23 protein-coding genes, 4 tRNA genes and 1 riboswitch are annotated in these 26,272 nt (G+C 36.2%); of the genes, 17 read left to right on the top strand and 10 right to left on the bottom strand.

The genetic code is table 11. The annotated features are described in order from the left end of the window. The first annotated feature begins 1,278 nt into the window (after window positions 1-1,278). The 12 genes from JNG87_RS21375 to JNG87_RS21320 all read left to right on the top strand — a co-directional run bounded on the left by JNG87_RS21375 (window position 1,279) and on the right by JNG87_RS21320 (window position 14,090). Complete coding sequence (locus tag JNG87_RS21375; RefSeq protein ID WP_062673489.1) at window positions 1,279-1,641, top strand: hypothetical protein; 363 nt, start codon at window positions 1,279-1,281, stop codon at window positions 1,639-1,641. A 211-nt stretch (window positions 1,642-1,852) separates the two neighbouring features. Then, window positions 1,853-2,128 (top strand): YHS domain-containing protein, encoded by a 276-nt coding sequence (locus JNG87_RS21370; protein WP_062673491.1) that lies wholly within the window; start codon window positions 1,853-1,855, stop codon window positions 2,126-2,128. Next, window positions 2,115-2,792, top strand: coding sequence for an SCO family protein (locus tag JNG87_RS21365; protein WP_202840913.1), 678 nt, complete (start codon window positions 2,115-2,117; stop codon window positions 2,790-2,792). The genes JNG87_RS21370 and JNG87_RS21365 overlap by 14 nt, the downstream gene beginning before the upstream one ends. A gap of 189 nt (window positions 2,793-2,981) precedes the next feature. Continuing rightward, window positions 2,982-3,656 carry a superoxide dismutase gene (locus JNG87_RS21360; RefSeq protein ID WP_317193487.1) on the top strand — a complete coding sequence of 225 codons (675 nt, stop codon included), beginning with the start codon at window positions 2,982-2,984 and terminating at the stop codon, window positions 3,654-3,656. Between the two features lie 4 nt (window positions 3,657-3,660). Beyond that, a complete protein-coding gene (locus tag JNG87_RS21355; protein ID WP_238349637.1) occupies window positions 3,661-4,029 on the top strand; it encodes a hypothetical protein in 369 nt (122 codons plus the stop codon). 183 nt (window positions 4,030-4,212) lie between these two features. Further along, complete coding sequence (locus tag JNG87_RS21350; protein WP_202840911.1) at window positions 4,213-5,043, top strand: MbnP family protein; 831 nt, start codon at window positions 4,213-4,215, stop codon at window positions 5,041-5,043. After that, on the top strand, window positions 5,036-6,085 hold the full coding sequence (locus JNG87_RS21345; protein WP_202840909.1) for a cytochrome-c peroxidase: 1,050 nt from the start codon (window positions 5,036-5,038) through the stop codon (window positions 6,083-6,085). The genes JNG87_RS21350 and JNG87_RS21345 overlap by 8 nt, the downstream gene beginning before the upstream one ends. Window positions 6,086-6,097: 12 nt before the next feature. After that, window positions 6,098-7,045, top strand: a complete 948-nt coding sequence (locus JNG87_RS21340; RefSeq protein ID WP_202840907.1) for a transporter — start codon at window positions 6,098-6,100, stop codon at window positions 7,043-7,045. Between the two features lie 92 nt (window positions 7,046-7,137). After that, a riboswitch (cobalamin riboswitch) is annotated at window positions 7,138-7,322 on the top strand. A 109-nt stretch (window positions 7,323-7,431) separates the two neighbouring features. Further along, on the top strand, window positions 7,432-9,465 hold the full coding sequence (locus JNG87_RS21335) for a TonB-dependent receptor plug domain-containing protein (protein ID WP_202840906.1): 2,034 nt from the start codon (window positions 7,432-7,434) through the stop codon (window positions 9,463-9,465). Beyond that, complete coding sequence (locus JNG87_RS21330) at window positions 9,462-10,595, top strand: YncE family protein (RefSeq protein ID WP_202840905.1); 1,134 nt, start codon at window positions 9,462-9,464, stop codon at window positions 10,593-10,595. The genes JNG87_RS21335 and JNG87_RS21330 overlap by 4 nt, the downstream gene beginning before the upstream one ends. Window positions 10,596-10,609: 14 nt before the next feature. Next, on the top strand, window positions 10,610-11,803 hold the full coding sequence (locus JNG87_RS21325; protein WP_202840904.1) for a cell surface protein: 1,194 nt from the start codon (window positions 10,610-10,612) through the stop codon (window positions 11,801-11,803). 28 nt (window positions 11,804-11,831) lie between these two features. Next, window positions 11,832-14,090, top strand: a complete 2,259-nt coding sequence (locus JNG87_RS21320) for a DUF5074 domain-containing protein (RefSeq protein ID WP_202840903.1) — start codon at window positions 11,832-11,834, stop codon at window positions 14,088-14,090. Window positions 14,091-14,232: 142 nt separating this feature from the next. Here JNG87_RS21320 and JNG87_RS21315 read toward each other — a convergent pair whose 3' ends face one another. The 7 genes from JNG87_RS21315 to JNG87_RS21285 all read right to left on the bottom strand — a co-directional run bounded on the left by JNG87_RS21315 (window position 14,233) and on the right by JNG87_RS21285 (window position 17,330). Then, window positions 14,233-15,021: a T9SS type A sorting domain-containing protein gene (locus JNG87_RS21315; RefSeq protein ID WP_202840902.1), complete on the bottom strand. Its 789-nt coding sequence runs from the start codon at window positions 15,019-15,021 to the stop codon at window positions 14,233-14,235. Window positions 15,022-15,248: 227 nt separating this feature from the next. Further along, window positions 15,249-16,022: a T9SS type A sorting domain-containing protein gene (locus tag JNG87_RS21310; protein ID WP_202840901.1), complete on the bottom strand. Its 774-nt coding sequence runs from the start codon at window positions 16,020-16,022 to the stop codon at window positions 15,249-15,251. 295 nt (window positions 16,023-16,317) lie between these two features. Continuing rightward, a tRNA-Glu gene (locus tag JNG87_RS21305) sits at window positions 16,318-16,389 on the bottom strand. A gap of 63 nt (window positions 16,390-16,452) precedes the next feature. After that, a tRNA-Glu gene (locus JNG87_RS21300) sits at window positions 16,453-16,524 on the bottom strand. A gap of 82 nt (window positions 16,525-16,606) precedes the next feature. Next, window positions 16,607-16,678: transfer RNA gene (locus tag JNG87_RS21295), tRNA-Glu, on the bottom strand. Between the two features lie 10 nt (window positions 16,679-16,688). Continuing rightward, window positions 16,689-16,943: a 30S ribosomal protein S20 gene (gene rpsT / locus JNG87_RS21290; protein WP_002983073.1), complete on the bottom strand. Its 255-nt coding sequence runs from the start codon at window positions 16,941-16,943 to the stop codon at window positions 16,689-16,691. A gap of 66 nt (window positions 16,944-17,009) precedes the next feature. Next, the gene (locus JNG87_RS21285) at window positions 17,010-17,330 is read right to left on the bottom strand and encodes a hypothetical protein (RefSeq protein WP_105683297.1); all 321 of its coding nucleotides are present in this window, start codon (window positions 17,328-17,330) and stop codon (window positions 17,010-17,012) included. Between the two features lie 282 nt (window positions 17,331-17,612). Here JNG87_RS21285 and JNG87_RS21280 point away from each other — a divergent pair, with 282 nt between their 5' ends. Further along, window positions 17,613-19,784 (top strand): zincin-like metallopeptidase toxin domain-containing protein, encoded by a 2,172-nt coding sequence (locus JNG87_RS21280; protein WP_202840899.1) that lies wholly within the window; start codon window positions 17,613-17,615, stop codon window positions 19,782-19,784. Window positions 19,785-19,790: 6 nt separating this feature from the next. Next, window positions 19,791-20,108 carry a hypothetical protein gene (locus JNG87_RS21275; RefSeq protein WP_202840897.1) on the top strand — a complete coding sequence of 106 codons (318 nt, stop codon included), beginning with the start codon at window positions 19,791-19,793 and terminating at the stop codon, window positions 20,106-20,108. A 330-nt stretch (window positions 20,109-20,438) separates the two neighbouring features. Here the strand turns inward: JNG87_RS21275 and JNG87_RS21270 are convergent. Both JNG87_RS21270 and JNG87_RS21265 read right to left on the bottom strand, forming a co-directional pair. Next, window positions 20,439-20,510: transfer RNA gene (locus tag JNG87_RS21270), tRNA-Glu, on the bottom strand. Between the two features lie 60 nt (window positions 20,511-20,570). Continuing rightward, window positions 20,571-21,857: an N-acetylmuramoyl-L-alanine amidase gene (locus JNG87_RS21265; RefSeq protein WP_202840895.1), complete on the bottom strand. Its 1,287-nt coding sequence runs from the start codon at window positions 21,855-21,857 to the stop codon at window positions 20,571-20,573. Between the two features lie 53 nt (window positions 21,858-21,910). Here JNG87_RS21265 and JNG87_RS21260 point away from each other — a divergent pair, with 53 nt between their 5' ends. From JNG87_RS21260 to JNG87_RS21250, 3 genes are all read left to right on the top strand, one after another. Continuing rightward, entirely contained in the window at window positions 21,911-24,496 is a 2,586-nt protein-coding gene (locus JNG87_RS21260; protein ID WP_110008515.1) for a putative LPS assembly protein LptD, read from the top strand. Window positions 24,497-24,640: 144 nt separating this feature from the next. Continuing rightward, window positions 24,641-25,021, top strand: coding sequence for a RidA family protein (locus JNG87_RS21255; protein WP_034694591.1), 381 nt, complete (start codon window positions 24,641-24,643; stop codon window positions 25,019-25,021). Further along, window positions 25,021-25,476, top strand: a complete 456-nt coding sequence (locus JNG87_RS21250; protein ID WP_110008516.1) for a hypothetical protein — start codon at window positions 25,021-25,023, stop codon at window positions 25,474-25,476. The genes JNG87_RS21255 and JNG87_RS21250 overlap by 1 nt, the downstream gene beginning before the upstream one ends. A 65-nt stretch (window positions 25,477-25,541) precedes the next feature. Here the strand turns inward: JNG87_RS21250 and JNG87_RS21245 are convergent, their stop codons facing one another. Then, a complete protein-coding gene (locus JNG87_RS21245) occupies window positions 25,542-26,111 on the bottom strand; it encodes a GNAT family N-acetyltransferase (protein ID WP_202840893.1) in 570 nt (189 codons plus the stop codon). Between the last annotated feature and the right edge of the window lie 161 nt (window positions 26,112-26,272).

The following is a 26,272-nucleotide window of genomic DNA, read 5'->3' as shown; positions in this document are numbered from 1 at the left end:
AAAAACGGGTGGGACTATTAATCCCACCTGTAGGCATCATAAAGGTTTTTTGATCTATTTGTGCTTTAGAATCAGTAATTTGTCTGCAATTTCAAAAAAAAAAACAAACAAGAAGAATAATTGAATACATCATAAATACATCATTTTGTTTTTGTGCTATATGTAGAGTTGTTTATTATGTTGTATGCATGATGTATGTTAATAGTTTGTAAGCACTGTAGATAGGCTTTGTTATGGTGTGGTTGTTGTGTTTGCTTTTGCGCAAAGACGTTAACAAGAAATAAAAAATAATTTATTAATAAGAGTAAGTCATTCTTTACCTGTGTTTTTTACTAAGAATTAATACTGCAAATCCTACTTTTAAAATAAATATAAAATAGATTTACTGATGAAAAATGAACAATAAATCAAATAATACATCAGAATCATATGGGCTTATACGGTTACAATGAGATATCTTATATAAGCTATACATTGATTTTTTCAACAGGAAGGATAAGTTATCCGGTTAATAAACTTTTATTTTCAATAAATAATGATGAATCCGGATGTCCCATTTCTTTTTTTTCGTTTGAGTAATTGTAGGTATTAAAACAAAGAGACTCACTGTTTCCGAAAGTCTTATATGAGCGCGAAAGGATTCGAAGTTTTGCCGTCCCGATTACAAATCGGGATGCTCTATTCAGTAATTATTGTTTGAGGGAATAAAAACAAAAAAGACTCACTGTTTCCAGTAAGTCTTTATGTGAGCGCGAAAGGATTCGAACCTTTGACCGTCTGCTTAGAAGGCAGATGCTCTATCCAGCTGAGCTATTTTTTGTTGGATGAGCGCAAAGGCGCAAAGAAGATTAAAATTGTGGTGTTTTTAAGGACGCAAGAAAATCAAAGATTTTCAGCAAGATGATGTCTTAATGATTAGTCTCATTCAGAATCATTATTAGTCTTATTAAATTATCGCAGATAAAATCCTTGCGTCTTAAAACAGTAAGCATTTTAAAAAGAACTTGAGACTTTGCGATTTCCAACAAAACAAAGAATATAAAAAAGCTCTGCCAAAAACATCAGCAAAGCTTTTATCAACAAGATTAAATTGTATATAAAGAACTAAATTTTTATTTAGGTCTAAAGTCTTACTCAAAGTTCGGGATAAAATTATTCCGGTGACAGGCACAGTTTTGTGATTTTTATAGGTAACAGTAGATAAGCATAATGACATTCATCATAAATCTGTTATAAAACAGTTTTGAAGTAGTATATTTGTAACAGAGAACAAAATCGGTGAGGTTATTCATTTCCATATTCATCATTTTTACCGTTGCATTACGTCCTGTTTTGCCATTGGTAAATTATGCCGTGAATTATGATTATATTGTGAAAAACCTTTGTGAGAAGAGAAATGTACCACAGTCAACCTGTAAAGGAAAATGCTACGTGGAAAAAGAGCTGGCTAAAACAGAAAAACAGTCCAACAGCTCCCAAACCATAAAGATTGCTGGATTAGATGTTTTTATTTCTCACGATATCCTTTCCTTCTCCGCTCATTTGAATTCGGAATCACTTTCTGAAATTCCCGATTCAAGTTATTTTAATTCTCATTCTTCAGAATATTTTTCAAGGATTTTCCATCCTCCGTTGGTTTAATTTTTATTATAAACTATATTTTTAGTTTGTAAGATGGAACTTTATAAAGCTTTCATTAGTAAACCATTAAAGATGCATTCGATAATTCAAATGAACCATTGTAAGCAATAAGAAATACATCAGTTCTTCTTGAGAATTGTTGTGCTTTTTTCAGACTTGTATATGGTATCATAACTTTATTTAACATTATTAATTTCAATTTAACATTAAAATGAAATCTCCTATAATTTTGACTGCCTTGCTGTCAGTATCATTACTGTCGTGTGCCAAGGAAACTCCTCAGGTAAAGCATGCAAGCCACATGGACTCCTCGGGGAAGAAAATAGAAAATGTACAGGTAGTGAACGAAGAAGATCCTGTCTGCCACATGAAAACTGCCGGATCTATAAAAGATACTGCTGTGTATAAAAATAAAACGTACGGTTTTTGCAGTGTCTCCTGCAAAGGTGAATTCAAAAAAAGTCCTGAAAGATATGCCCAAAAATAAAAAGACCGCAAATAAAAGTAAAGTGATCATACCCATTGCGGTATTTGCATTGCTTTTCCTGGGAATAGGTGTGGGAATGGGGTATTTTAAAAAGAACCTTTATACTGTGATGAAAGTTCCGGACTTTGAACTTACAGATCAGAACAGTAAAAAAGTTACCAATAAAGATATGCTGGGAAAAGTATATCTCGTAGAATTTTTCTTCAGCAAATGTCCTACCATATGCCCGGTGATGAATACCAATATGAAAGCGATTCAGAACCAGATTAATGATCCCAACTTTGGCATTATCTCCATCAGTATTGATCCGGAAAACGATACACCAGCAGCATTGAAAGAACATGCCCAAAGAATTGGTGCAAAATCTCCGAACTGGCACTTCCTGACCGGAGACCGTACCTATATTGGAAAACTTGCGGATCAGTTTAATATCTACGTAGGTGATAAAGAAGATGAAGGAGAAAGCCTGAACCACAGCGGAATGATTGCGCTGGTAGATCAGGAGGGGAATATCCGTTGCAGATACAACAAGGAAAATATGCCTATTCTCTATTATTCAGGACTGAATTATGGAGATCCGGAAGGTAAAACACCTATGCTGACAGGAAAATATCACCCAGATAGAGAAATTCTTATTGAGGATATTAAAAAATTATTGAAATAGGAAAGGGGGGAAGCCGGATGTCTGAAACTGGAAGTTATTCCAGACTATGAAGCTCTAGCAGTTTTTTGAGATGGCTGTAAAAGGAAATAGAAGTTGAAAAAGTTAGGCTATAACATCAATTACTTCCAGCATCGATCACCGACCTCCCACTTAAAAAGAAAACATTGTTCAACCATAAACAAAAAAATTATGAAGATTTTGAAAATAGCTGCTATAACTGCAGTTTTCGCAGCCCAATTTACAATGGCTCAGTTTTCGCAGACGCCTCTTCCTTATGCTTATAATGCTTTGGAAGGAAATATTGATGCCCAAACGATGGAAATTCATTATTCAAAACACGGTGCAGCATATGCTGCTAACTTGAATAAAGCCATTGCTGGAACTCCACAGGAAAAAGAAACTTTGTTTCAGATTCTTTCCAATGTTTCAAAATTGCCTGCTGCAGTAAGAAATAATGCAGGAGGACATTACAACCACGAATTGTTCTGGACGGTTCTTACTCCTCAGAAAAATACACAGCCTTCAGCAAAATTAGCAAAAGCCATCAATGAAACTTTCGGAAGTATGGATGCTTTTAAAGAAAAAATGTCTAAGGCAGGTGCAGACCGTTTTGGTTCAGGATGGGCCTGGCTTTCTGTAGGGAAAGATGGAAAACTGTTTGTTTCCTCTACTCCTAATCAGGACAATCCTTTGATGGATGTTGTAGAAGAAAAAGGAACTCCAATCTTCGGCATTGATGTATGGGAGCATGCTTATTATTTAAAATATCAGAATAAAAGAGCAGATTATCTTACCGCGATCTGGAATGTTACCAACTGGAAAGAAATCAGCAGAAGATATGACGAAGCGATAAGCAAGAAATAATTTGATGAAAATATTGTACAGCATACTTTTTACCTTCTATATGGTGCTAAGACCTTTAGTGCCCGTGGTAGAGTATGCTGTAAATTATGATTATATTGTTAAAGTTCTCTGTATCAATAAAACCAGGCCGGAGGTTCACTGTAACGGAAAATGTTACCTGAGTAAAGAGCTCGCCAAAGCCAATGATTCAGAATCTTCACCTTTTCAGAAACTCAAAAACTCTGGGCAGAAAGTTCTGGATACCTATATTCTGCCGGAGACTACAGAGATCAACACTACTGGAAAAATTTCGTTTTTCAATTTCAATTTTACCTACGAAACAACCTATTATTTCCTGTTTCTTACCCATATTTTCAAACCACCGGTTTTTTAAGTTAAACGATCACTAATTAACCACAAAAGTCACAAAAGCTTATATAAATTAAAAGCTAAGTGTTCTTATTGTGCATAAAATTTACCACTTGATCAACTTAAGTGTAAGAACTTTTGTGCCTTTTGTGGTAAAAAAACGATGCTGTTACAGCCATTCAAATTAATTCAACTTAAAAAATCAACAATGAAAATTTCTCAATTTTTATCACTATTCTTTATTGCCTTTACTGTATTCTCTTTTACAGCCTGCGGAAGCAGCAGGGATGATGACAACCCACAGGATACTACGCCTGGAAAACTTCAGATCAAATTTGAAAACGGATTTAACAATGTGGGAGATATCGTTCTAAATCAGACGGTTCAGACTTCTGCTAACGGACAGAAACATAACTTTTCTGCTTTGAAATACGTCATCAGTAATATTGCATTGATAGACGAAAACGGAAACGAATTTAAATACAACGAAAATAATCCTGACAAAGGAGCTTTTATCGTAGACCAGGCAGATGCGGTAGCCGGAATTGTTTATCTTAATCTGGATGGCGTTCCGAAAAACAATTACAAAAAAATAAGATTTGGATTAGGCGTGAGTCAAAAAGCGTATTTGCTGGGACAGGACGGACAGGCTGAATTCTGGACAAAAGCCAAGCAGAAGGGAATGTCCTGGTCATGGGCTGCCGGTTATGTATTTGTAAAACTGGAAGGGAAATACGGTACAGATTCTCCTTCAAAAGAATTTATGAATCACACAGGAAATATGGGAAATACTGCAGCCAACAATACACCTGATCTGTATCGCGAAATTACACTGAATCTTCCGACAACAGCAAGGGTAACGACAAAAATTCGTCCTTCTGTCCATATTCTGGCAGATCTGAACCAATTTTTGAGCGGAGACAAGACACTTACACTTACCACAGCCAATGATATGCTGATGGGTTCAAACCAGCACCTGGTAGATGTTACCAATAATCTTACAAAAATGTTTAAAGTAGACCACGTTCATAATGATTAATTTTTTTGTTAAAACAATACTGGTTCTGCTTGTATTTGTATTGAGTTGCATTTCATGTTCTGATGAGGTGATTCAGCCATTGGAAAAAGATGAAGCCTACAATCTGGAGTTTCCTTCTTATTTTCCGGAAATGACTTTTGATACATCCATTAATCCGGTGACCAAAAATGGAGTGGAGCTAGGACGAAAATTATTCTATGAAGGCAGGCTTTCAAGAAATAATACCATTTCATGCGGTTTTTGCCATATTCAGGAAAATGCTTTTACCCATCATGGTCATACGGTGAGCCATGGGGTAGACGACAGAATCGGAATCAGGAATGCACCGCCCATCCAGAATATGGCTTTTTTGAAAAGATATATGTGGGACGGAGTGATTCACAATCTGAATGAGCAGCCCATCAGCCCGATTACTGATGTGAATGAAATGGACAGTTCCATACCGGAAGCCATTTCAAAAATAAAAGATGACCAGAAGTATAAAAAACTTTTCAGGGAAGCTTATGGAGACGAAACTATTACCGGAGAAAGAATTCTGAAAGCATTGTCGCAGTTTATGGCTTCCTTAATTTCTGCAGATTCAAAATATGACCGGTTCAGACAGGGAAAAGAGCAGCTGACTTCGGCAGAATCTCAGGGGATGGCATTATTCAATCAGAAATGTGCTTCCTGTCATAGCGGAGAATTATTTACTGATGAGAGTTTCAGAAATACGGGAATGTATTACAATACAGAATTCAAGGATGCCGGACGTTACAGAGTTACTCTTAACCAGGTCGACTGGATGAAATTCCGTGTTCCCAGTTTAAGAAATATAGAATATACCGCACCTTATATGCATGACGGAAGATTTTACACGTTAGAGGCGGTACTTAATTTCTATTCTGATCAGGTAGAAGATAATGCCAATCTTGATCCTCAGCTAAAACAGAACGGCCACATAGGAATTGCTATGAACAGCCAGGAAAAACAATCGATCATTGCGTTCCTGAAAACATTATCGGATAAAAATTTTATATCCAATCCAAAATTTGCAGAATAATTTATAAAAGACATGAAGAAGATTATAGTGATAGTAAGTTTGATCCTGTTTAGTCAGTATCAGGCAAAGATCATCAGAGACAGTGCTTATATTGCTCCGGAAACTTTCAGCAGATTCAATTTTGATGATGACTGTGATGCTTGCGGCTGTGCAGCAGGAAACGGATCTTCCGGCTTTGAGTCATTGTTGAATCCACAGTTTGTCGGAATTAAGTATTTTGCGCAGCATTACAAAGCTAAAGAGAACTTGTTTGTAAAAGACCTTACCCAAGATCAGTATTTCAATACGCTGCAACTTTGGGGGAAAATTCCTCTGACTAAAAAGCTGAGTGTTTATGCGAGTCTGCCATTCCATTTTCATGAAAAGAAAACCATGCAGGGAGATATTAGAATCAATGGAATAGGAGATTTAAACCTGATGGGAATTTACCAGCTGATGAGCTCTAAAGATAATTTCCATCATCTGAGTGGAGGTTTGGGCGTGAAAATTCCACTTGGCAAGTTTGATGAAAAAGGAGCATCCGGTGTCAACCCTAGCTTTCAGCTGGGAACCGGAAGCTGGGATTATCAGGCCGCTTTGAATTATAAGTTTCAGAAAAATAAAGTAGCCGTATTGGTCAATACAGACTATATGATCAAAACAGAGAATAAGAAAAATTACCGTTTTGGAAACCAATGGAACTATGCAGCAACGGGTTTTTATCAGGTTGCAGGAAATGAAAAATCTATATTCTCTGTAAAAACTGGAGTTCAGGGAGAAGTCTACGCTCAGAACAAACAGTTTGATGAGGCACTGCCGAATACTGCTGGTAGCGCTTTGTACGGAAAACTGGGATTTGAAGCCTCTTATAAAAAGCTGAGCCTGGGAAGTGAAGTCATGCTTCCCATGTACACACGCCTGGCGGGAGGAGATATTGAAGCTCAATCAAGATTCAGTATTTTTCTGAATATTGGAATTTAAAAAGAAACCCTTGTTGAAATCATGTTAAAGCTCCTTCGGGAGCTTTAATTGTTTATAAATCATTATTTTAGTTGGGGATTAGGAATAATTATTTATCTTTGCCGGAATTTGGTGAGCCGTAAAAAGCTCTTAAAAGGGAATCCGGTGAAAATCCGGGACAGACCCGCTGCTGTAAGCTCCACACCAAGTTTTTGAAGAATATATCCACTGTTTTTTAATGGGAAGGATTTCAAAAATGGAGTAAGTCAGAAGACCTGCCAGACAATAATCGTTTGACGCTTTCGTGGAATAAAGCTTAGGACATCAATGATTCTGTGCAGTGACAGCTGTGCTTTATCGTTGTATTCTTATACCCCATTAGCGTCTTCATTACCCTAAATGAGCTAATGGCAGCAAAACTAACTACTTCTGCAATTCATAAAGCTGTTTTCACAATATTAGTGTTAACATCTCAACTTGTGTTTTCCCAAACTAAGAAAAAAGACAGTCTTCAGGAAGAGACTATTAAAGGAATCAATCTTTACAAAAAGAATTTTAAAGAAATTATACCTGCACAAACCCTGCAGGGAGAGCAGCTGGAAAGATTAAACAGTCATTCTGTAGCAGATGCGCTGCGGTATTTTTCGGGTGTGCAGATTAAAGATTACGGCGGATTGGGTGGTTTGAAAACCATCAACATCCGAAGCATGGGAAGCCAGCATGTAGGTGTTTTCTATGATGGAATTCAATTAGGAAATGCCCAAAACGGCCTTGTGGATCTGGGAAGGTATTCTCTGGATGATCTGGAAGAAATTTCATTATACAACGGACAGAAAAGTGAAATTTTTCAACCTGCAAAAGATTTCGGTTCTTCAGGATCTATTTATTTACAGCCTAAAACTCCTGTGTTTAAAGGAACAAGAAAAACCAATCTTGTGATAAGAGCCAAAAGTGCTTCCATAGACCTCTTCAATCCGTCATTCCGGCTGGAGCAGAAAATTTCAGACAGGGTTTCTGCCAGTTTCAGTGGCGAATTTATGCAGAGTGACGGAATTTACAGGTTCCGGTACGCGAAGAAATATCCGGACGGACAGCAAGCCTATGATACCATTGCCAAAAGACAGGATTCAGATATTCGGGCAAAACGTTTTGAAACTTCTCTCAACGGAACTTTAAATAACGGAAGCTGGAATATCCGTGGCTACGGTTATATTTCAAACCGCGGAATGCCGGCACCCATCGTTAACGGGCGCTTTGAAGGAAGAGGAGCGAGACTTTCCGATGAGAATTATTTTGTACAGGCTAATCTGAGAAAAAAACTGTTCCCGAAATTTGAAACACAGCTGAAAGCAAAATTTGCCTACGATTATACCCATTTCATGGACACGGTTCGTTCGCAGTCTATTATTTATACCGATAATACCTACATTCAAAGGGAACTTTATCTTTCCTCTTCCAATATTTACTCAATCACTCCCAATTGGGATGTCAGCCTGAGTGGAGATTTTCAGTACAATAATCTGGACGCGAATCTGGATAACTTTTCTTATCCTACCCGCTACACTACATTGGTCGCATTAGCAACAACGTATCAGTGGAACAGATTCAAAATTTTGGGAAGCCTTTTAGGAACCTTTACATTTGAAGAAGTTAGAAAAAATAAAAGACCGGGAGATGCCAGAGAGTGGACACCTGCAGTGTTTATGAGCTATCAGCCGGAAAAAATTCCGGAGCTTACTCTAAGGGCTTTCTATAAAAGAATTTTCAGACTTCCGACCTTCAATGATCTGTATTATACCAATATCGGAAATACTTACCTGAAACCTGAATTTACCAATCAGTACGATGTAGGATTTACCTATCAGAAGAATTATAACAACCGTCTCTTTAAAACATTTTATGCTAAAGTAGACGGTTACTACAACAAAGTACAGGATAAAATTGTGGCAGCTCCGAACGGAAGCATGTTCCGCTGGCTGATGATGAACCTGGGAATGGTTGAAATCATTGGAGCTGATGTGAATGTACAGACTGAAATGCAGCTTGGAAAAGTTATTCTTAGACCGTTGCTTTCCTACACTTATCAAAGTGCAAGAGATATGAGTGATCCTGAAGATACTTTTTACCGCAATCAGATTCCTTATACCCCATGGCATAGCGGATCGTTCAGTCTGATGGCGGATTATAAAGACTGGAGTTTCAATTACAGTGCAATGTACGTAGGAGAAAGATATGACGTGAACCAGGATAACATTCAATACAATTATGTGCAGCCCTGGTATACGCACGATTTGTCTGTTCAGAAAAAATTCAACTGGGCGAATCATCAGTTTAAGGTAAGCTTTGAGATGAATAATATTTTCAATCAGTACTATGATGTGGTCCTCAATTATCCGATGCCCGGAAGAAACTTTAAACTTATTCTAAACTTTACCCTATGAGAAAACTAAACTTTTATTTTTTATTTCTGGTATTAGCTTTTCTTACCTCATGCCGTACAGATGAAATTATTGTCCGTCAGGAAGTGGTGGAAGGACTTCCTTCAGAAAACACAGCAATAAAAGGCTTCTATATGCTCAATGAAGGGAATATGGGGAGTAATAAATGTACCCTGGATTTTTTTGATTACACCAAGGGAACTTATTTTAGAAATATTTATGCAGAAATCAATCCCAATGTGGTAAAAGAGCTGGGAGATGTAGGAAATGATATCAAAGTTTATGGAAGCAAGCTCTATATCGTAGTCAATGTTTCCAATAAAATTGAAGTGCTGGATGCTAAAACGGCTAAACGTATTACTTCTATTCCATTACAAAACTGCCGATACCTTGCTTTCAAAAACGGAAAAGCTTATGCCAGCAGCTACGCCGGACCTGTAGCGATTAACCCGAAAGCACCGAAGGGGAAAGTAGTGGAAATTGATACGGCTTCTCTTTCCATCCAGCGTGAGGTAGTGGTAGGATATCAGCCCGAAGAAATAGAAATTGTGGGAAATACCTTATTTGTTGCCAATTCCGGAGGATATAAAGCTCCCGATTATGACAATACTGTTTCGGTAATTGATCTGAATACTTTTACCGAACTCAAAAAAATAAATGTTGCCATCAATCTTCATCACATTAAAAAAGATAATTACGGTGATCTCTATGTAACCTCAAGAGGAGATTATTATAATGTTCCTTCCAGTCTTTATCTCATAGATGCAGCCACGGGAACAGTCAAGAAAGATTTTCATCTCTCCGTGAGTGAAATGACAATCGTAAATGATAAACTCTATTTCTATGGAAATGAATTCAATTACAACACCCACAGCTATAAAAAGACATTTGGAATCATTGATGTAAAAACAGAACAGATCATTGCCAACAGAATTTTTGATAAAGAATATGAAGATGCCATTAAAACCCCTTACGGCATTGCCGTAAATCCCATCACAGAAGATATCTACATGACAGATGCCAGAAATTATGTATCCATGGGATTTGTGTATTGCTTTGATAAAAACGGACACTTTAAATGGAAAACGGAAGGGGGAAATATACCTGCCCACTTCGCTTTTTTATACAAATAACCAAACTTTAAAAAATGAACAGAAATAGCTTTACTTATTTGAAAATCGGATTTCTATCCTGCTTCCTTGTAGGAGTGATAGCCTGTAAACATGATGATGAAAATGAATTTACATTTAATGGACTTGATGATTCCTATACCATTGAACGTTTAAAGGTTTTGAGTATTCCTACCAATGCTTCAGGATCGGTTACATGGAGTATTAATGACTCTATTATCTCTCAGAATTCAGAACTTGAATTCATCAGTCCTACTGCAGATGCTTATCCTTTGACTTTGAAGATTAACAATAAAGGAAACGAGCAGGTTTTTCATTCTAAAATAATCGTTACCAAAGAAAAAACACCTTACAGTAAATATATTTCTAAAGTATTAGAGTTCCGTCCTGCCGTAGGGCAGTTTATGAACGAAATTCCGGAATATCTACCAGGAAATACTACCGCGAATATGCTTCAGAAAGCCAACGAATCGTTGGTAGGAGGTAATTCCACCATGATCAGTCTTGGTGGCTATGGCGGATATGTAGTGTTTGGTTTTGATCATACGATTCCCAATCTGAATGGACGTGATTTTAAAGTACTGGGAAATGCATTCTTTGGAAATGATGCTGCGGATCAACGTTCAGGATCTTGCGAACCGGGAATTATTATGGTTGCCTACGACAGAAATAAAAATGGAAAGCCGGATAATGATGAATGGTACGAAATTGCAGGCAGTGAATATTTTAAAAATGCTACCGTAAAAGATTACAGCATAACTTATTTTAAGCCTGACGAAAATAAAACACCTGTAGCCGGAACTGAATTCTGGCAGACCGATGTTGAATATATCAAGTGGAGTGACAACCTCGGAAATCAGGGGTTTAAAACAAAAAATACATTTCACGTACAAAGCTATTATCCCTTATGGTTTACCGAAAGTTCTTACGGGTTTTCTGGAACAAGACTGGCAAATAATTTCTACGATCAGAACGGGGACGGATCCTATTGGGTAGGAAAATCATATGAGTTCGGATATGCAGACAATGCTCCGAATAATGATGAAGCTTCCAATATTGATATTTCATGGGCGGTAGACAGAAGTGGAAAATATGTAAAACTTCCGGGCGTAGACTTTATGAAAATATATACAGGAGTCAATCAGGAAGCCGGATGGCTGGGAGAAGTTTCTACAGAAGTGGCAGGAGCTTACGATTTACATTTCAAATAATAATACAATCTATTTAAATTAATAAAAAATGAAAAAGTTTTATCTTTTTATGATGCTTTTTCTGTTCGCATGCGTATCGAATGCACAGATAAAAGTTCAGGGCGTACCCAGAAATGATATTTCAGGGATCAGCAAGCTTAATACCACTACCATCAGTTTTGCTGATATTCAGTATTGGGTAGGGTCGGGAACCAATCAGGCTGCTTTTGTAGTACAGTGGAACGACGGTAAAAATCCTGATGCGGTGGTTTGGGGATTCAAATGGAACGGAAGTGCTACCGGAGAAGATATGCTGAAAGCTATTGCTAAAGCAGACCACAGATTATATACGTTGCTTTATCAGGGAACACAATTTGGATCAGCAGTCGGAGGGATTGGATTTGATCTGAACGGTCAGGGGACCAATGCCCTGATCAAAAGCGGAAATACCACTTATCCGTTATATCCGGTCAATGGTTTTGTCAATACGACAGCTTATGATTTCGACAGCTACACCATTGTAGATGCTGCAAACGATCACTGGCAGTCAGGTTGGACCGTGAACGGATATTGGGCGTACTGGGTAAAGAATCCGACGGATGCAGATTTCGGATATTCCAGTGTTGGAGCTTCCTCACGTGCATTGCAAAATGGTTCCTGGGATGTATGGAATTTCAATGTAGGATTTAATGAAACACCTGTTTCTTCTACCATGACTCCGGTTTCTCCATATGTAGCTTCTACAAATTATACCAACGGATATTTTATGGTGAACGAAGAATGGTTTGGTCATACCAACGGTTCTGTAAACTTCATTGATAATAACGGCCAGATCAATTACCGTGTGTACAGTAATGCCAATAATAATCAGGCTTTCGGGGCAACGACACAGTACGGAACAATTTATGGTGATAAATTTTACTTCGTATCAAAGCAGGCTGCTGATGGGGGAGATACTCAATATACTCCCGGCGGAAGACTGGTTGTAGCCAATGCACAGACTATGCAGAAAATTGCTGGTTTTAATAACATCGGAGGCGGTGACGGAAGATCATTTGTAGGCGTTAATGAACATAAAGGATATATCGGTACTTCCACCGGTATCGTTCTTTTTAATATTGATAATTTACAGGTTGGTAATTTAATTACCGGAACAGGTGGAAATGGGCAGATCGGAAATATGATCCGTACTTCACAATATGTTTTTGCCGTAAAACAGGGAGTAGGAATTTTAGTGATTAATCCTAATACCGATACGATAGTGAGTACTATTGCAGGAGGGTTCTACTCGGTGGTTCAGGCTAAAGACGGAAGTGTATGGGGAATTCAGGACCAGAAGCTGATCAGCATTAATCCTACCACTTTTGCAACACAGATCTACAATATCCCAACTACAAAGTATATCGGAGACTGGGGCGCATGGAATGCCGGAAGATTCACAGCAAGTAACAAAGAAAATGCTTTATATTGGATCAATTCAATAAGCAGCTGGAGCTCAGGAACACAGATTGTGAGATTTGATGTTACAACGAAAACATTTAACGAAAACTTTGCTGCAATTCCAGGACAAACAGGTCAGTTTAAACAAATTCCGTACGGAGCGGCTCTTCGTGTAAACCCTGTTACCGGAGAGTTGGTTCTGAATACCACAGAAAGCGGATATGGAGCACACTACCAGAAAAACTGGGTTCATACCTACGATATGACCGGGGCCCTTATCAATACAAAAACTCTGAACGACTACTATTGGTTCCCTTCGCTGACGGTATTTACCAATAACTCAGTTCCTGTTGTAAGTAATGTTTTCCCTTCACAGGTTACTGCAGGAAACACAACGACAATTGATCTGAAATCAATAGTTTCTGATGCCGATAATATGACGGTATCTGTTGTAAAAACTGTAAAATCAAACAGCAATCCTACCACGGTCTCTGCTGTAATTAATAATAATGATGAGCTGGTTCTGACACCGCTTGTTTCAGGTATATCTGATATTGTGATCAGCTTTAACTCAAACGGTAAATTGATTGAAAAAACACTTACAGTAAACAGTACTGCTTCAACATTAGCAACTGCTGAGGTTAAGAAGCTTGAGTTTGGCATCTATCCAAATCCTGTAACAGATATTCTTACGATTAAAACGCAGGAGAAAATTCAGAATGTTTCTCTTTACGATGCTTCAGGCAGAGTAATCAATGTACAGCTGAACAATGGTCAGATTAATGTAAGTGCACTTCCAAAGGGTATTTATATTGTAAAAGCTGTAACCGATAAAGCGGTATATCAGCAGAAATTAATCAAAAACTAATACTATTGCAGATAGTAATCTTGTTATTTTAACCCCTGATCAATTTTGGTCAGGGGTTTTTATTGACCAATCAATAGGGGATGATATAAAAAACCCGGCAAGCTTTTAAAGCTTGCCGGGTTCATTCTGTTGTATATCTTCTTTATTTGATAATCACTTTTTTAGAGTATTTTTTTCCTTCTTTTGTCTGAAGTTTCATAATATATACCCCTTGTGGCTGTTTGGTATCAAAAGTATTTGATGTCAGCTTGGAACGGAATACTTCTTTCCCTGAAGTATTGGTTAAAGTAACTTCGGAACCTTCTGCAGAAACATTTTTGTCAAGAGTGAACTGCCCATCCTGGCTGTGAGCCATGAAATTGATGAAAGGATCTTTGTACTGGTAAGCATAGTATACTCTAAGCTCTCCACCGATATTCAATAATCCGGAATTCACATTTATTTTAATGCGGTCAAAAGGGATGTTCATCGTCATCTCTATTTCCCCTTTGCTTGGATCTCCGCTTCCAAGAGTGATCAGTTTTGTGGCAAGACTTGTGTAATCGTTATTGGAAACATCTCCATTAAATGTTTCAATAGATACCCCGCCCAATAGCTGTGCAGATAGAGGAGTTCCGTTTGAACCTATCGCAAGAACAAGTTTATTGGTATTGTTCGCAATATTGGTAGTTGGGAAAATCAATGTCTGTTCTGTTCTTGCAAGAAGCCCCACTGAAACCTGTAGAGTAGAATAGTCATTCTCGTTGCTCCCTACAGCATTCTGAGGATTCAATACACCACAACCCAGGCATACTCCTAGCACCTGATTGGTCTGGCTGCTTGCGTAGGTTTTTACGATCTGAGCAAAAGACATTGTGCTGGTTAAAAATAGGAATGATGCCAAAACTGCAGCTTTCATCGTGCGTTGGCTCAATAATAAATAAGTTTTCATATGTAGAAAATTTTGGATTTTAGTTTTTTTTGTAAATTTATAAATAAAATAATTATGTTGCTTATTTTATTTCATAATTATGTGATTTGTTAATAATTTATTGATATTTGCAATTAATGATTTATTATTATTTAATGGGGTGAATGCTTGTAGTTGCTTGAAAATGAATGTAAAAAATATGGCAAGCTTGAAAAAAGTATACTGCATTTATTCTGTAATCAATTAAATTATTTGATTACAATTTTTTTTGAATAGATTTTACCTTCTTTCGTTTGTACATTCATGATATAAACACCTTCCGGCTGTTTCGGCTCAAATGTATTTGAGGTCAGCTTGGAACGGAATACTTCCTTTCCTGAAGTATTGTACAGGATAACTTCGGAACCTTCTACAGGAACATTTCCACCAAGAGTAATCTGTCCGTTCTGACTGTGAGCCATGATATTCATCAATGGATCCTGGTAAGCATAATAAACTCTGAAACCACCGCCAAGGCTTAGAACACCGCCTGTTAATCCGATTCTTATCCCATCATAAGGCTTTGTAGGTTTGAATTCTATTGTACCTCTGTTTGGGGTTGCGCCCAGTTTAAGAAGGCTTACATCAATTGTTCTCCGATCATCATTGGATGTACCTCCATTCATTGTTTCAAGCGTTACTCCGCTTAACAACTGTACAGATAATGGTATGTTGTCTGTTCCGATTCCTACTACCAGCCTTGTGTCAGATCTTAGGTCAGGGAAAATCAGGGTTTGCTGAATTCCTCCCAACAGAGCTGTTCCCAATACCATTGTTGAGTAGTCATCTTCGTTATCTCCTACGGCATTAAGGGGATTATCGATATGACATCCCAGGCAGGCTACTCCGAATACTCCGGAGCTTTGTGCGTGTGCATAAATTCTGTTTTGTGCCAAGGACATTGTGCTGGTAGAAAATAAAAATAAAGCTATCAATCCGGCCTTTAAAGAGGATCGGCTTCCCGAAAATAAATTGAATTTCATGTTATATTTTTTAAAAATGAATAGTTTTATTCAAATGTAAGGATTAATGGAAGAAGTAAAAAAAAATATTTCCATAAATGGTGATATTTTTGATGAAATTTAATATGACTCCATCATTGGGAATGAAAATAATGTACAAATCTTACCAGTGAGATGTTTTTGTTTGATGTATTATTGTTTCAGTTGGATAAAGCCAGGTGCGGTTGAAAGCTTAAATCTGTTAATCTTGTTGAAAAGAAATTACCGGAATCCTGTATATAGAAATAAAAAAAGGACTTTCGAAAAAGTCCTTTTGTAGCCCGTAGGGGAATCGAACCCCTCTTACCAGAATGAAAATCTGAGGTCCTAACCGATAGACGAACGGGCCCTCTATCTTCCATTACCGAAGTAATGTGTTAGCTTTTGTTTTTATAAGTGTCAACTCTTATTGTAGCCCGTAGGGGAATCGAACCCCTCTTACCAGAATGAAAATCTGAGGTCCTAACCGATAGACGAACGGGCCGGTTAGATTTATTTTAATATAGCTTTTTCTACAGTAATCTTTATAAAACCACCGTTGTTACAGTGGTCTTATAAGATGTAAGTAGCCCGTAGGGGAATCGAACCCCTCTTACCAGAATGAAAATCTGAGGTCCTAACCGATAGACGAACGGGCCAGCTATATTGTTACGCTAATTTATTAACGTGCTTTGTTAATTTGCTTTTCAAGTTAGCTGCTTTGTTTTTGTGGATAATGTTTTTCTTAGCTAATTTATCCAATAAAGCGATAACTTTTGGCAATTGTTCTGTAGCAGCAGCTTTGTTCTCTTCATTTCTTAAAGCTTTTAAAGCTGTTCTAGCAGTCTTGTGGTAATATCTGTTACGAAGTCTTCTAGTTTCGTTTTGTCTGATTCTCTTTAGTGCTGATTTATGATTTGCCATATCGTTTAAATGTGAGTGCAAAACTATAAACTTTTTTTTAAACTACCAAATTTATTTTTAAAAATTTTAATTTTCTTCTGATAGGTACTTTCTGAGTTTATTTATTGCCTGTTCTATTTTTAAATTTTCTTGTTCTTTCTCTAATTTTTTGATCGTATTTCCCAGCATGATCAGTGCATTATTCCATTCTCCAGTGGTATTGGTGAAAGTAAGTTCATCAATTGTTACTTCAAAAGCAACCCTTTCTCCAGTCCTGTAAAGCCTGAAACTGATTTTATCATCTCTGCCTGTAATCCCGCCTTCATTGATTTGTAAATCGTAACTTTTTGGGTTAGAGTGGATTTTCTTAAAAAGCAATTTCGCTTCTTGTATTTTTAAATCCGGCATGATATAAAATTTGATGGTCTGCAGAAAACTGCAAACAATGATTTATCAATAATATTTTTCATCAGTGTTACCCTATTGGTAGAACCAACTATGGATAAATTTTTTGCAAATATAATGCTTTTGTGACATATAACATATAGGGATTGCTTTTTTCAAATAATTCTTAATACAAATATTGCTAATAGCAATATTATGAGGTGAAGTCTCAAGTAAAATAAATATAATACGTCAGGTTCTGTCGTTACCCGAATCTACATTTGGCTCATAGTAAATTCAAATGATATGATACAAAGATTAAATTACGTCTTGAGCAGAGACATTGACAGCCCTTATGGAAAAAACAGTGTGTTTTTTGAAACATTTGTTGTTCCTCCCGAAGATTTCGATAAAATCCCCGAAACTAAAGTAACAGATCGCATAAAATATACTTTCATACTATGTAAGAGTGGTGTTGAAGTGTTTGATAGGTACGAAAAAGAGGGTGTAGAAGAGAAACAATTTAAAGTTTTCTATGAAGAAGATGACCCTAAAAAAAGTAACTTTTTTGGCACAGCCTGTCGGGTAAAAATGGGAAAAGATGCCAAAAACTTCTTTAACAGAATTTATAGTAATAATCAAAATACCACATATGTAACTCCAACAGAATCAATAACTGTAAGTGGGTTTGACAATCTTGTTAGAGAGCTTGCTGATGATAAAAAGATAAACGAAACTCTTTTGAAAGGTGCAATCTATTTAGAAATTGCAGAACAAACCCAATTGAACGAAGCCTTTAAAAAGGTATTTTCTTTAAATAATCAATTGGCTGATTGGCTTAGAGGAGGTATTGAAACTGTTGAAACTTGGAAATTCACGGAAGAAAATTATGATTACGAGAAGTATTTTGTATTACCGATGTACAGTACTTATCAAAATAAAGTAGGTACAAGCGGATTTCAAAAACAAGAAGCAAAATATAAGCCCATCATTCCTGTTCCTATTTCTGCCAGAGAATACAAAACTATGCAGAATGCTTCTGAAATAGCAAGTGAAGGATTTAACAAGCTCAAAGACTTTGTAGATTATTTTGATGAAATTTCCCTGGCAATAGTTTCAACTGTTGTTAAAGCAACCCCAACAATAGCGGACGATATTTTCTTTGCTGTAGTCTTCTATTTAAAGAATTTCATAGAAGATAATATCCCTGAAAGCATAAAAAATGTCTATAACAAGCTCAAAGTTTTTTTTAATGAAATATTGGAAGTTTTTTCAGGTATTGGTGCAATTATCGTGGAGAAAGTCAATCGAGAAGTTGCAAAAATTAACGCTTTTTTATGTGGTCTGCTCAATAGCTTAATTTCTTTAGCACAAACCGTTATTATGCTATTAGCAATGGTTACGGATAAAATTCCTTTTTTGGAGATGGAAAAAATGAGTCCGTTAGAGTTGGCAAAACATCAAGAGAAATTAGAATTCATAGAAGATTTTGTAGATTTATTTACCAAAAATTCTAAAGAATTTCTTGCAGGTATTAAAAGTCTGTTCAGTGAAGGTAAGATATGGAAAGAACTATCAAAAGTTATTGATGTACTAAAAAAGAAGTTTTCTTCAATAAAAGATTATAATGAGTATTTTTGGGCATACTTCATTGGTGCTGTTGCATTTGAACTTATCTTAGATGCTATTATTGCATATTTTACAGGAGGAGGCTCTTTAGTGGCAGACCTGTCAGCTAAAATCAGCAGAATAACAGCTAAGGCAGAAGAGTTAGGAGCGAAGGGAATACAACTCTCTAAAAATTTAGGTGGGAAAATTGCTAATTCTGCACAAGACTTTTACAAATGGTTGGAGAAAGAGTTTCTTGAAATGCTGGAAGCTATAAAAAGTGGTAAAGTTGCGGAATGGATTAGAAAGAAAATTGATGCTATATTTGGAAGTGGTAATAGAATTCATGATGAAGTAGTTGAGGATATTGAAGAGCTTTTCAGAAAAATTGATGATAGTTTTGGATTAGATGGAGGGAGATTATTAACTTTAAAAGAATTAAAAAAGCTCCGAAAGCTGCTAAAGGAGTTATATGATGTAGATTTGAAAATTGTAGATAAGGACTTTGGAATGAAACAAAAACTTAAGGACTGGAATGCAAGAGGTGTAGTAGGTTCTTTCAATCCAAGACTTAAAACTATGTTTTTACGTTCAGAGGTTTCAGAATTGACAGTTTTCCATGAAATGGTTCACATGAAAACTTGGAAAAGATTATCCCCTGAAGAATATGCCAAATTACCTCTTTGGGAAGATGAAACAATGGTTTGGGAAGCTATATGGAAAACAAAAGAAAAATGGACTAAAAGAGAATTGGTTGATTCTTATGAATATTTAAATGATAAGATTAGAATACCAATGGGACAGCCAAAATTAGTAATTGATGAAATGGAAGAGTTAGTCAAATTAAAAAAATTAGGAATATTAAAATAAATAGATATGAAGCATACAAAAGAACAAATTGAGGAAATTGCCAAAGATGTTTTAGAGAAAACAAATTTCATATATGATACTAAAGAAAAAATGATTATTCGTGAAAATAAAGATTTTTATTTGGATGGAGAAAAAATTAATTCTTGGAATGTATCTGTATTTTTCGGAGAGGAAGATTGGGGAAAAAATCAACTAGCTGGACTTGTAATTAATGATGAGAATGGTCATCCTATTTATTTACAACATAGTTTTAACAGCTTTATATATTATAAAGTGAGTGATAATGGAGAAATTTTCACAGAAGTAAGACAAGGTAGTAAATAAATAATTAAAAAAGTTAAAAATAAATTTTATAAACAGAACAGGCTTGTTTTGAGCCTGTTTTTGTATTTCTCAAAAAGCTCCTTTTCAAACAAAAGAAGCAAATTCAAGGGGCTTTCAGCCCTGAGAGCAAGATATTTTCGAATTAACTTCAATAAATACAAAGATAACAAAAGGAAAGAAAAATTTTAGCGAACAAAAAAGATTTTCGAAATTCGCCCTGTACAAAGCGTGTATGAGAGTTCTTTTAAAATCCGTGGAGATTCCGTTGACTTTTGGAATAAAAAAATCCCTGAACCTTGTATTGATCAGGGATTGAGTGGTGTAGTTTAGTAGCCTATAGGGGAATCGAACCCCTGTTGCAAGAATGAAAATCTTGAGTCCTGACCACTAGACGAATAGGCCAAATTTTGAGGTTGCAAAAGTAGGAATTAACTTTTAAACTTCAAAATTATTTTTTTTGATTTATCTGTAGACCTTTTGTATCACGGTATTTTTGATACCTTTAGCTTCAAGTTCCTTCTGAAGTTTTACAGCATCTTCCAATGTGTATACTTTTCCATACGTGTAGTAGAATACACCGTTGTCCTTATTTCGTTCCACATCTTTTAAATTCTGGAGGATATAAGAATTCCCGTTCAGTTTATCGCCTGCATACACTTCAATCGTATAATATCCCATGCTGATTCTCTGATTAGGCATAAATCCTACGGCAAATGCATTTCTGAAGCCGGCATCCTTTGCTGTTTTAAGATTAATATCTTTTACCGAAGCCATATTGGTGACAGCATAGTAATATTTGTACTGCCCGTTTTCTTTAAGCGTAAGAATATAGTTCAGGCCTTTCAGGGCAGGATCATTTTCATTGTATTTCGTAGGAGAACTCATTAATAGAATTCTGAAATCATTTTTCAAAGGAACCTCTGCAGGTTTTTCCGGCTCTGGCTTTCTTGTTGCAATAGAACCACCGGATTTTCTGTCAATCGCCTTTTTATAATCAATTATGGCATTGTATATACTTTCTGCAATTTCAGTCTGCCCTTTATCTGAAGCGATGTAGTGACTTTCTTCAGGGTGATTGATGAACCCGGTTTCTATCAGTACAGATGGCATGGCATTCATACGGAGAACGTGAAGGTTTTTCTGAAATACACCTCTTGAAGATCTTTTATCTTTATTCACAAAGTTATCTTCTACCAATCCTCCCAAAAGAAGACTTGATTCCAGATATTTACTTTGCTGAAGTTTCAGGGCAATTAATGATTCCGGTGAGTCCGGATTATAAGAACCAAAGATCTGCTTATCTTTTTCATCAAGGAAAATTACGTCATTTTCTCTTTTGGCTACTTCCAGGTTTTCATTATTCTGGTTGGGTCCCTGCACATACGTTTCTGTTCCGTACGCTGTAGGTCTCTGGGAAGAGTTACAGTGAATGGATATAAAAAGGTCTGCTTTGCTTCTGTTGGCCAGATTGGTTCTGTCAGACAGAGACGGATACTCGTCTATTTTACGGGTATAGATTACCTTAAAATCTCTGTTTTTTTCTAACATGGCACCCACTTTTAACGTAATGGCAAGTGTAATGTCTTTTTCTGCGATTCTTCCGATGTCGGAATAGGTCCTGTTGGCTCCATGATCACTTCCTCCGTGTCCAGCATCCAGAACGATAGTAAACTTCTTCTGGGAGAAAATAAAGTTGCTGATAAGGATAAGGAGAAATGATAAAATTATTTTAAAATTTTGTTTGTGCATCTTACAGTTATAAAAATTATATTAATTTTGGGCCTTAATTATATAGTATAAAATTGGCCAAAACCGTCTTCAAAAATATATTACAAATTTTAATTATCCTAATTTTTAACAATTTTTTAGCACAGAAAACTCCTGAAAAATTGCCTAAAAATGCGGTTAATGATACTATTTCCAAAAAGGATACCATAGTTGTAAAAAAAGAAACCCTCAATGATGTTCTCCGTACAAAAGCGGATGATCAGAGAAGAGACGTTCCGAAAAAAATGACATTCCTGAACAAAAATGCTCAGGTAAAGTATCAGGATATGCAGATTGATGCAGATTATATCTCTATTGATGATAATAAAAATCTGATCTATGCAAGAGGAAAACAAGACTCTTTGGGCAAGATTGTGGAGCCTGTAATCACTACGCAGGCCGGAAAAAAATACGAAACCAACGAATTCAGCTATAATACAAAAACAAAACAGGCCATTGCCTTCAATGCAAGAACAGAAGAAAGTGAAGGGGTAATTATAGCACAGAAAACCAAAAAATATAATGATTCCGTATTTGCAATGAGAAAAGCAGATTATACAACGGATGATTATTTTATCAAGAAAAAAGATACGGCAGCGGATTATTTTATGAGAGCTTATAATATTAAGCTGATTAAAACCAAAACAAAATCCCAAATCGTGACAGGTCCTATTCAGATGTTTATCGAACAGGTTCCTACACCGCTTTATCTTCCATTCGCTATTTTACCATTCTCAGATAAAAGAGCTGCGGGTATTCTGATTCCAAGTTTCGGGGAAAGAGAAGATGTAGGTTTCTTCCTGAACGGAATTGGATATTATCAACCGATCGGAGAACACTTTGACCTTAAGGTTTTAGCAGATATTTATACAAAAGGAAGCTGGAATTTACGTCCGCAGGTGAATTACCAGAAGAAATACCGTTACTCCGGAAACTTTACGGCAGATATCGGTACAATGGTGAGAGGAATCAAAGGTCTGGACGATTATACTAAAAACAGTACCTACAGAATCAACTGGACACACTCGCAGGATTCCAAAGCCAATCCTTTCCTTACATTCAGTGCTTCTGTTGATATTGTAAGTACCAAGTTTTATAACAACCCGCTTAACAACAATTACATTTTCAACCAGAATGTATTGAATACTCAGCAAAACTCTACGGTAACCCTTACCAAAAGATTCCTGAAACTGCCGATGACGATTACAGGAACTGCTTCATATTCCCAGAACTTTGCGACAGGATTGGCAGACCTTCGTCTTCCGCAGATGAACGTGGCAATCAACCAGTTTTATTTATTTAAATCAAGAACAGGAATCAGACAGGGATTGCTTGAAAATATTACAGTGAATACCGGTTTCAACCTTACCAATTTCGTGAATACTCAGGAAAATGAGTTGTTTAAAAAAGAAATGTGGGATAAAATGCAGACCGGCCTTAAAAATAATATCGCATTGGCTACCAATACAACTTTGGCGAAATATTTTACTTTCAGTTTAAGTGCGAATATTGACAATGCCCTGACAACAAAAACACTGAACAGGTATTATGATCCGGTAAAGAATGTAACTGTTGATGAAATCAATAAAAACTTTACAGGATACTCTACTTTCTCTACTTCTGCCAGTCTTCAGACCACACTTTTCGGGATGATGAAATTCAAAAAAGGATCTGCTGTGGAAGCCGTAAGACATATGATGACCCCGAGTGTAAGCTTTACTTATTCCCCGGATTTTTCAAGTCCTAATTTCGGATATTACAGAAACTATTATAATGCAAACGGAGCGTTGACGCCATATTCTATTTTTGAAAAAGGAATTATCGGAAGCCCGTCAAGCGGTATGCAGGGAGCTTTGGGTTTTAATATCGGTAACAATATCGAGATGAAAGTAAAATCTAAGAGTGATTCTACAGGGGTGAAGAAAATCAAAATTTTTGAATCTTTAAACCTTGCAGGAAGCTACAACTTTGCCGCTAAAGATCACCCTTGGTCTGTGTTCTCCATCAACGGACAGTCTTCATTTTTCAATAATAAGTTAACGGTAAATACCAGTCTTGCACTGGAACCTTATAAAATTGAGTTTTTACCGGGACAGGATACCGGAATAAGAACAGAACAGTTCGGACACTTCAGTGTACAGGGATTCAATGTTCAGTTATCATATCCTTTAAGCAGCGAGATCTTTGGAGAAAAAACAGATTATGCCAAAAAATATTCCTCGAAGGGAGAAATCCGTAATGAAAATTATTATTTTGATGATGATCATTATGCTCACTTTGATCAGGCCTGGACTTTAAATGTCAGCGCCAATTACGCTTATTCCAAAGGATTAAGCAGATTTGGTAATAAAATTGCATCCATTGGATTGGATGGTAGCATCAAACTGACTCCATACTGGAATATCAACGGAAGTACCCATTATGATATGGTGACCAAAGAATTGGCATATACAAGAATTGGTTTTTCAAGAGATCAGCGAAGCTTTACGATCAATTTCAACTGGGTTCCTTTCGGACAATATAAAGTGTATGACTTCTTTATCGGTATCAAAGCCAATATCTTAAGTGATGCCTTGAAGTACAAAGACAGAAGCTTTACCCAGCCTAATGCACCTTTCTAATATCAGATTGGCATTTGACAATATAAATTTTATATTTGCAAGCAAAATAAATTCTAATGAAAATCACTGTTGGCAGAATTCAAATACCAACGAATATTGCAGATAGTGATTGCATATAACCATAGAAAAAAATAAATATCCGTTATGAAACAAATAATCAACACAGTTAATGCACCTGCAGCGATCGGACCTTATTCACAAGCTAATATGGCCAACGGAGTTTTGTATATCTCCGGACAGATTCCTGTAGATCCTGCAACTGGTAAATTGGTAGAAGGTATTGAAAAGGAAACGCACCAGGTAATGAAAAACCTTGAAGCGATTCTTACTGAAGCCGGCATGACTTTCAAAAACGTTGTAAAAGCTACCATCTTCCTTAAAAGTATGGATGATTTTGCTGTAATGAATGATATCTATGCATCTTACTTAGATTCAGAAAGCTATCCAGCTCGTGAAACAGTACAGGTTTCATGTTTGCCTAAAAATGTGGATATCGAAATTTCTATGATTGCACATCAGGATTAATGAATTTTATAAGAAATACAGTTGCGGTTCTGATAGGTCTTGGTATTGCAGGGCTTATTATTACTCTTGGTATAAGGGCTTTTCCGCAATGGGTAACTTTTGAGGCTTTTGCTCCGTTTGAGCACTGGCAAAGGTTTCTTTTCAGTATGAAAGATGATAAGGCGTTTTTCGGCTTCCTTTTATTTATTTCCGGATTAGGAACTACTATTGGGGGAGTGGCAACCGCTATCATTGTTAAATATGCTAAAGTAGCCTATGCTATTCTGATTGGCTTTATTATGCTTTTTATTGCCATGTTGGATGTTATTATTTTTCCCTATCATCCTACGTTTTATAAGATCTCCATTTTCCTTACGTTCTTTCCGTTTTCCTGGATTGGAGGGAAGATTGTAGAAGTGATCTATGAAAGAAATAAAAAGAAAAGTATCGCTGACAAAATGAATAAGTCTAAATAAATAATAAAAAAAACGCTGCAGATTCTGCAGCGTTTTTTGTTGAAAAGAGTTAGTAGATTTCCGTATTAAACATATTTCAAAAAATAAAGAGGATAATCCAGCTCAAAGGTTTCATGGAAAATGGTAAATCCATTTTGTTGGTAGAAGGTTCTGTTTTCTAATGTTGTTGTTTCAACATATATGAGTTCGTTCTCATATTTACTCATAGATTCTTTTAAAAGTCTTGTTCCAATTCCTTTGCCCTGTTCACCAGGAACTACAGCCATTAACCATAAATGAACAAATTTTTCTTCCGGATGAAATTTTACTAAGAGTTTTTCTCGTTGTAAAACTTTAAAGATATTTTCAATTCCAATACAATTGAACAGCAATTTTATTTCAAGCCAGATTTTTTTTAAACTGATTTGGGATTTTTCTAAGTATAAAATGCATGCTTTGTGATCGTCGCTGAGAAATATGCTTCCATTTAGCAGTGATAAATCAAATTGAAATTCCATTAATGCTCTCAATCTCTTATATCTGTTGCCAGAATTCTTTATGACAAAATTGATAGAATTAGGAATAAGAACATTTGTGAAAGACTGGCATAAAATAGTAACGACTTTTTCTCTATCCTCATAGGTAGCTTTTTTCATGCATTTTTGTTTTTTCAAATATATAAAAAATAGAAGTGTGTTAATCAGTGTTTTATATGGCTTGTGTTAGTTTCTGCATTGAGCTTAGTTAACTTTTTTTCAAAAAAAACCATTCTTAAGCAAGAATGGTTAACTTTTTAATGTGAAATCAAAAAAATTCA

The organism is Chryseobacterium cucumeris (genome assembly GCF_016775705.1).
GTDB lineage: Bacteria > Bacteroidota > Bacteroidia > Flavobacteriales > Weeksellaceae > Chryseobacterium > Chryseobacterium cupriresistens.
This window is presented reverse-complemented; position numbering and strand designations above follow the sequence as displayed.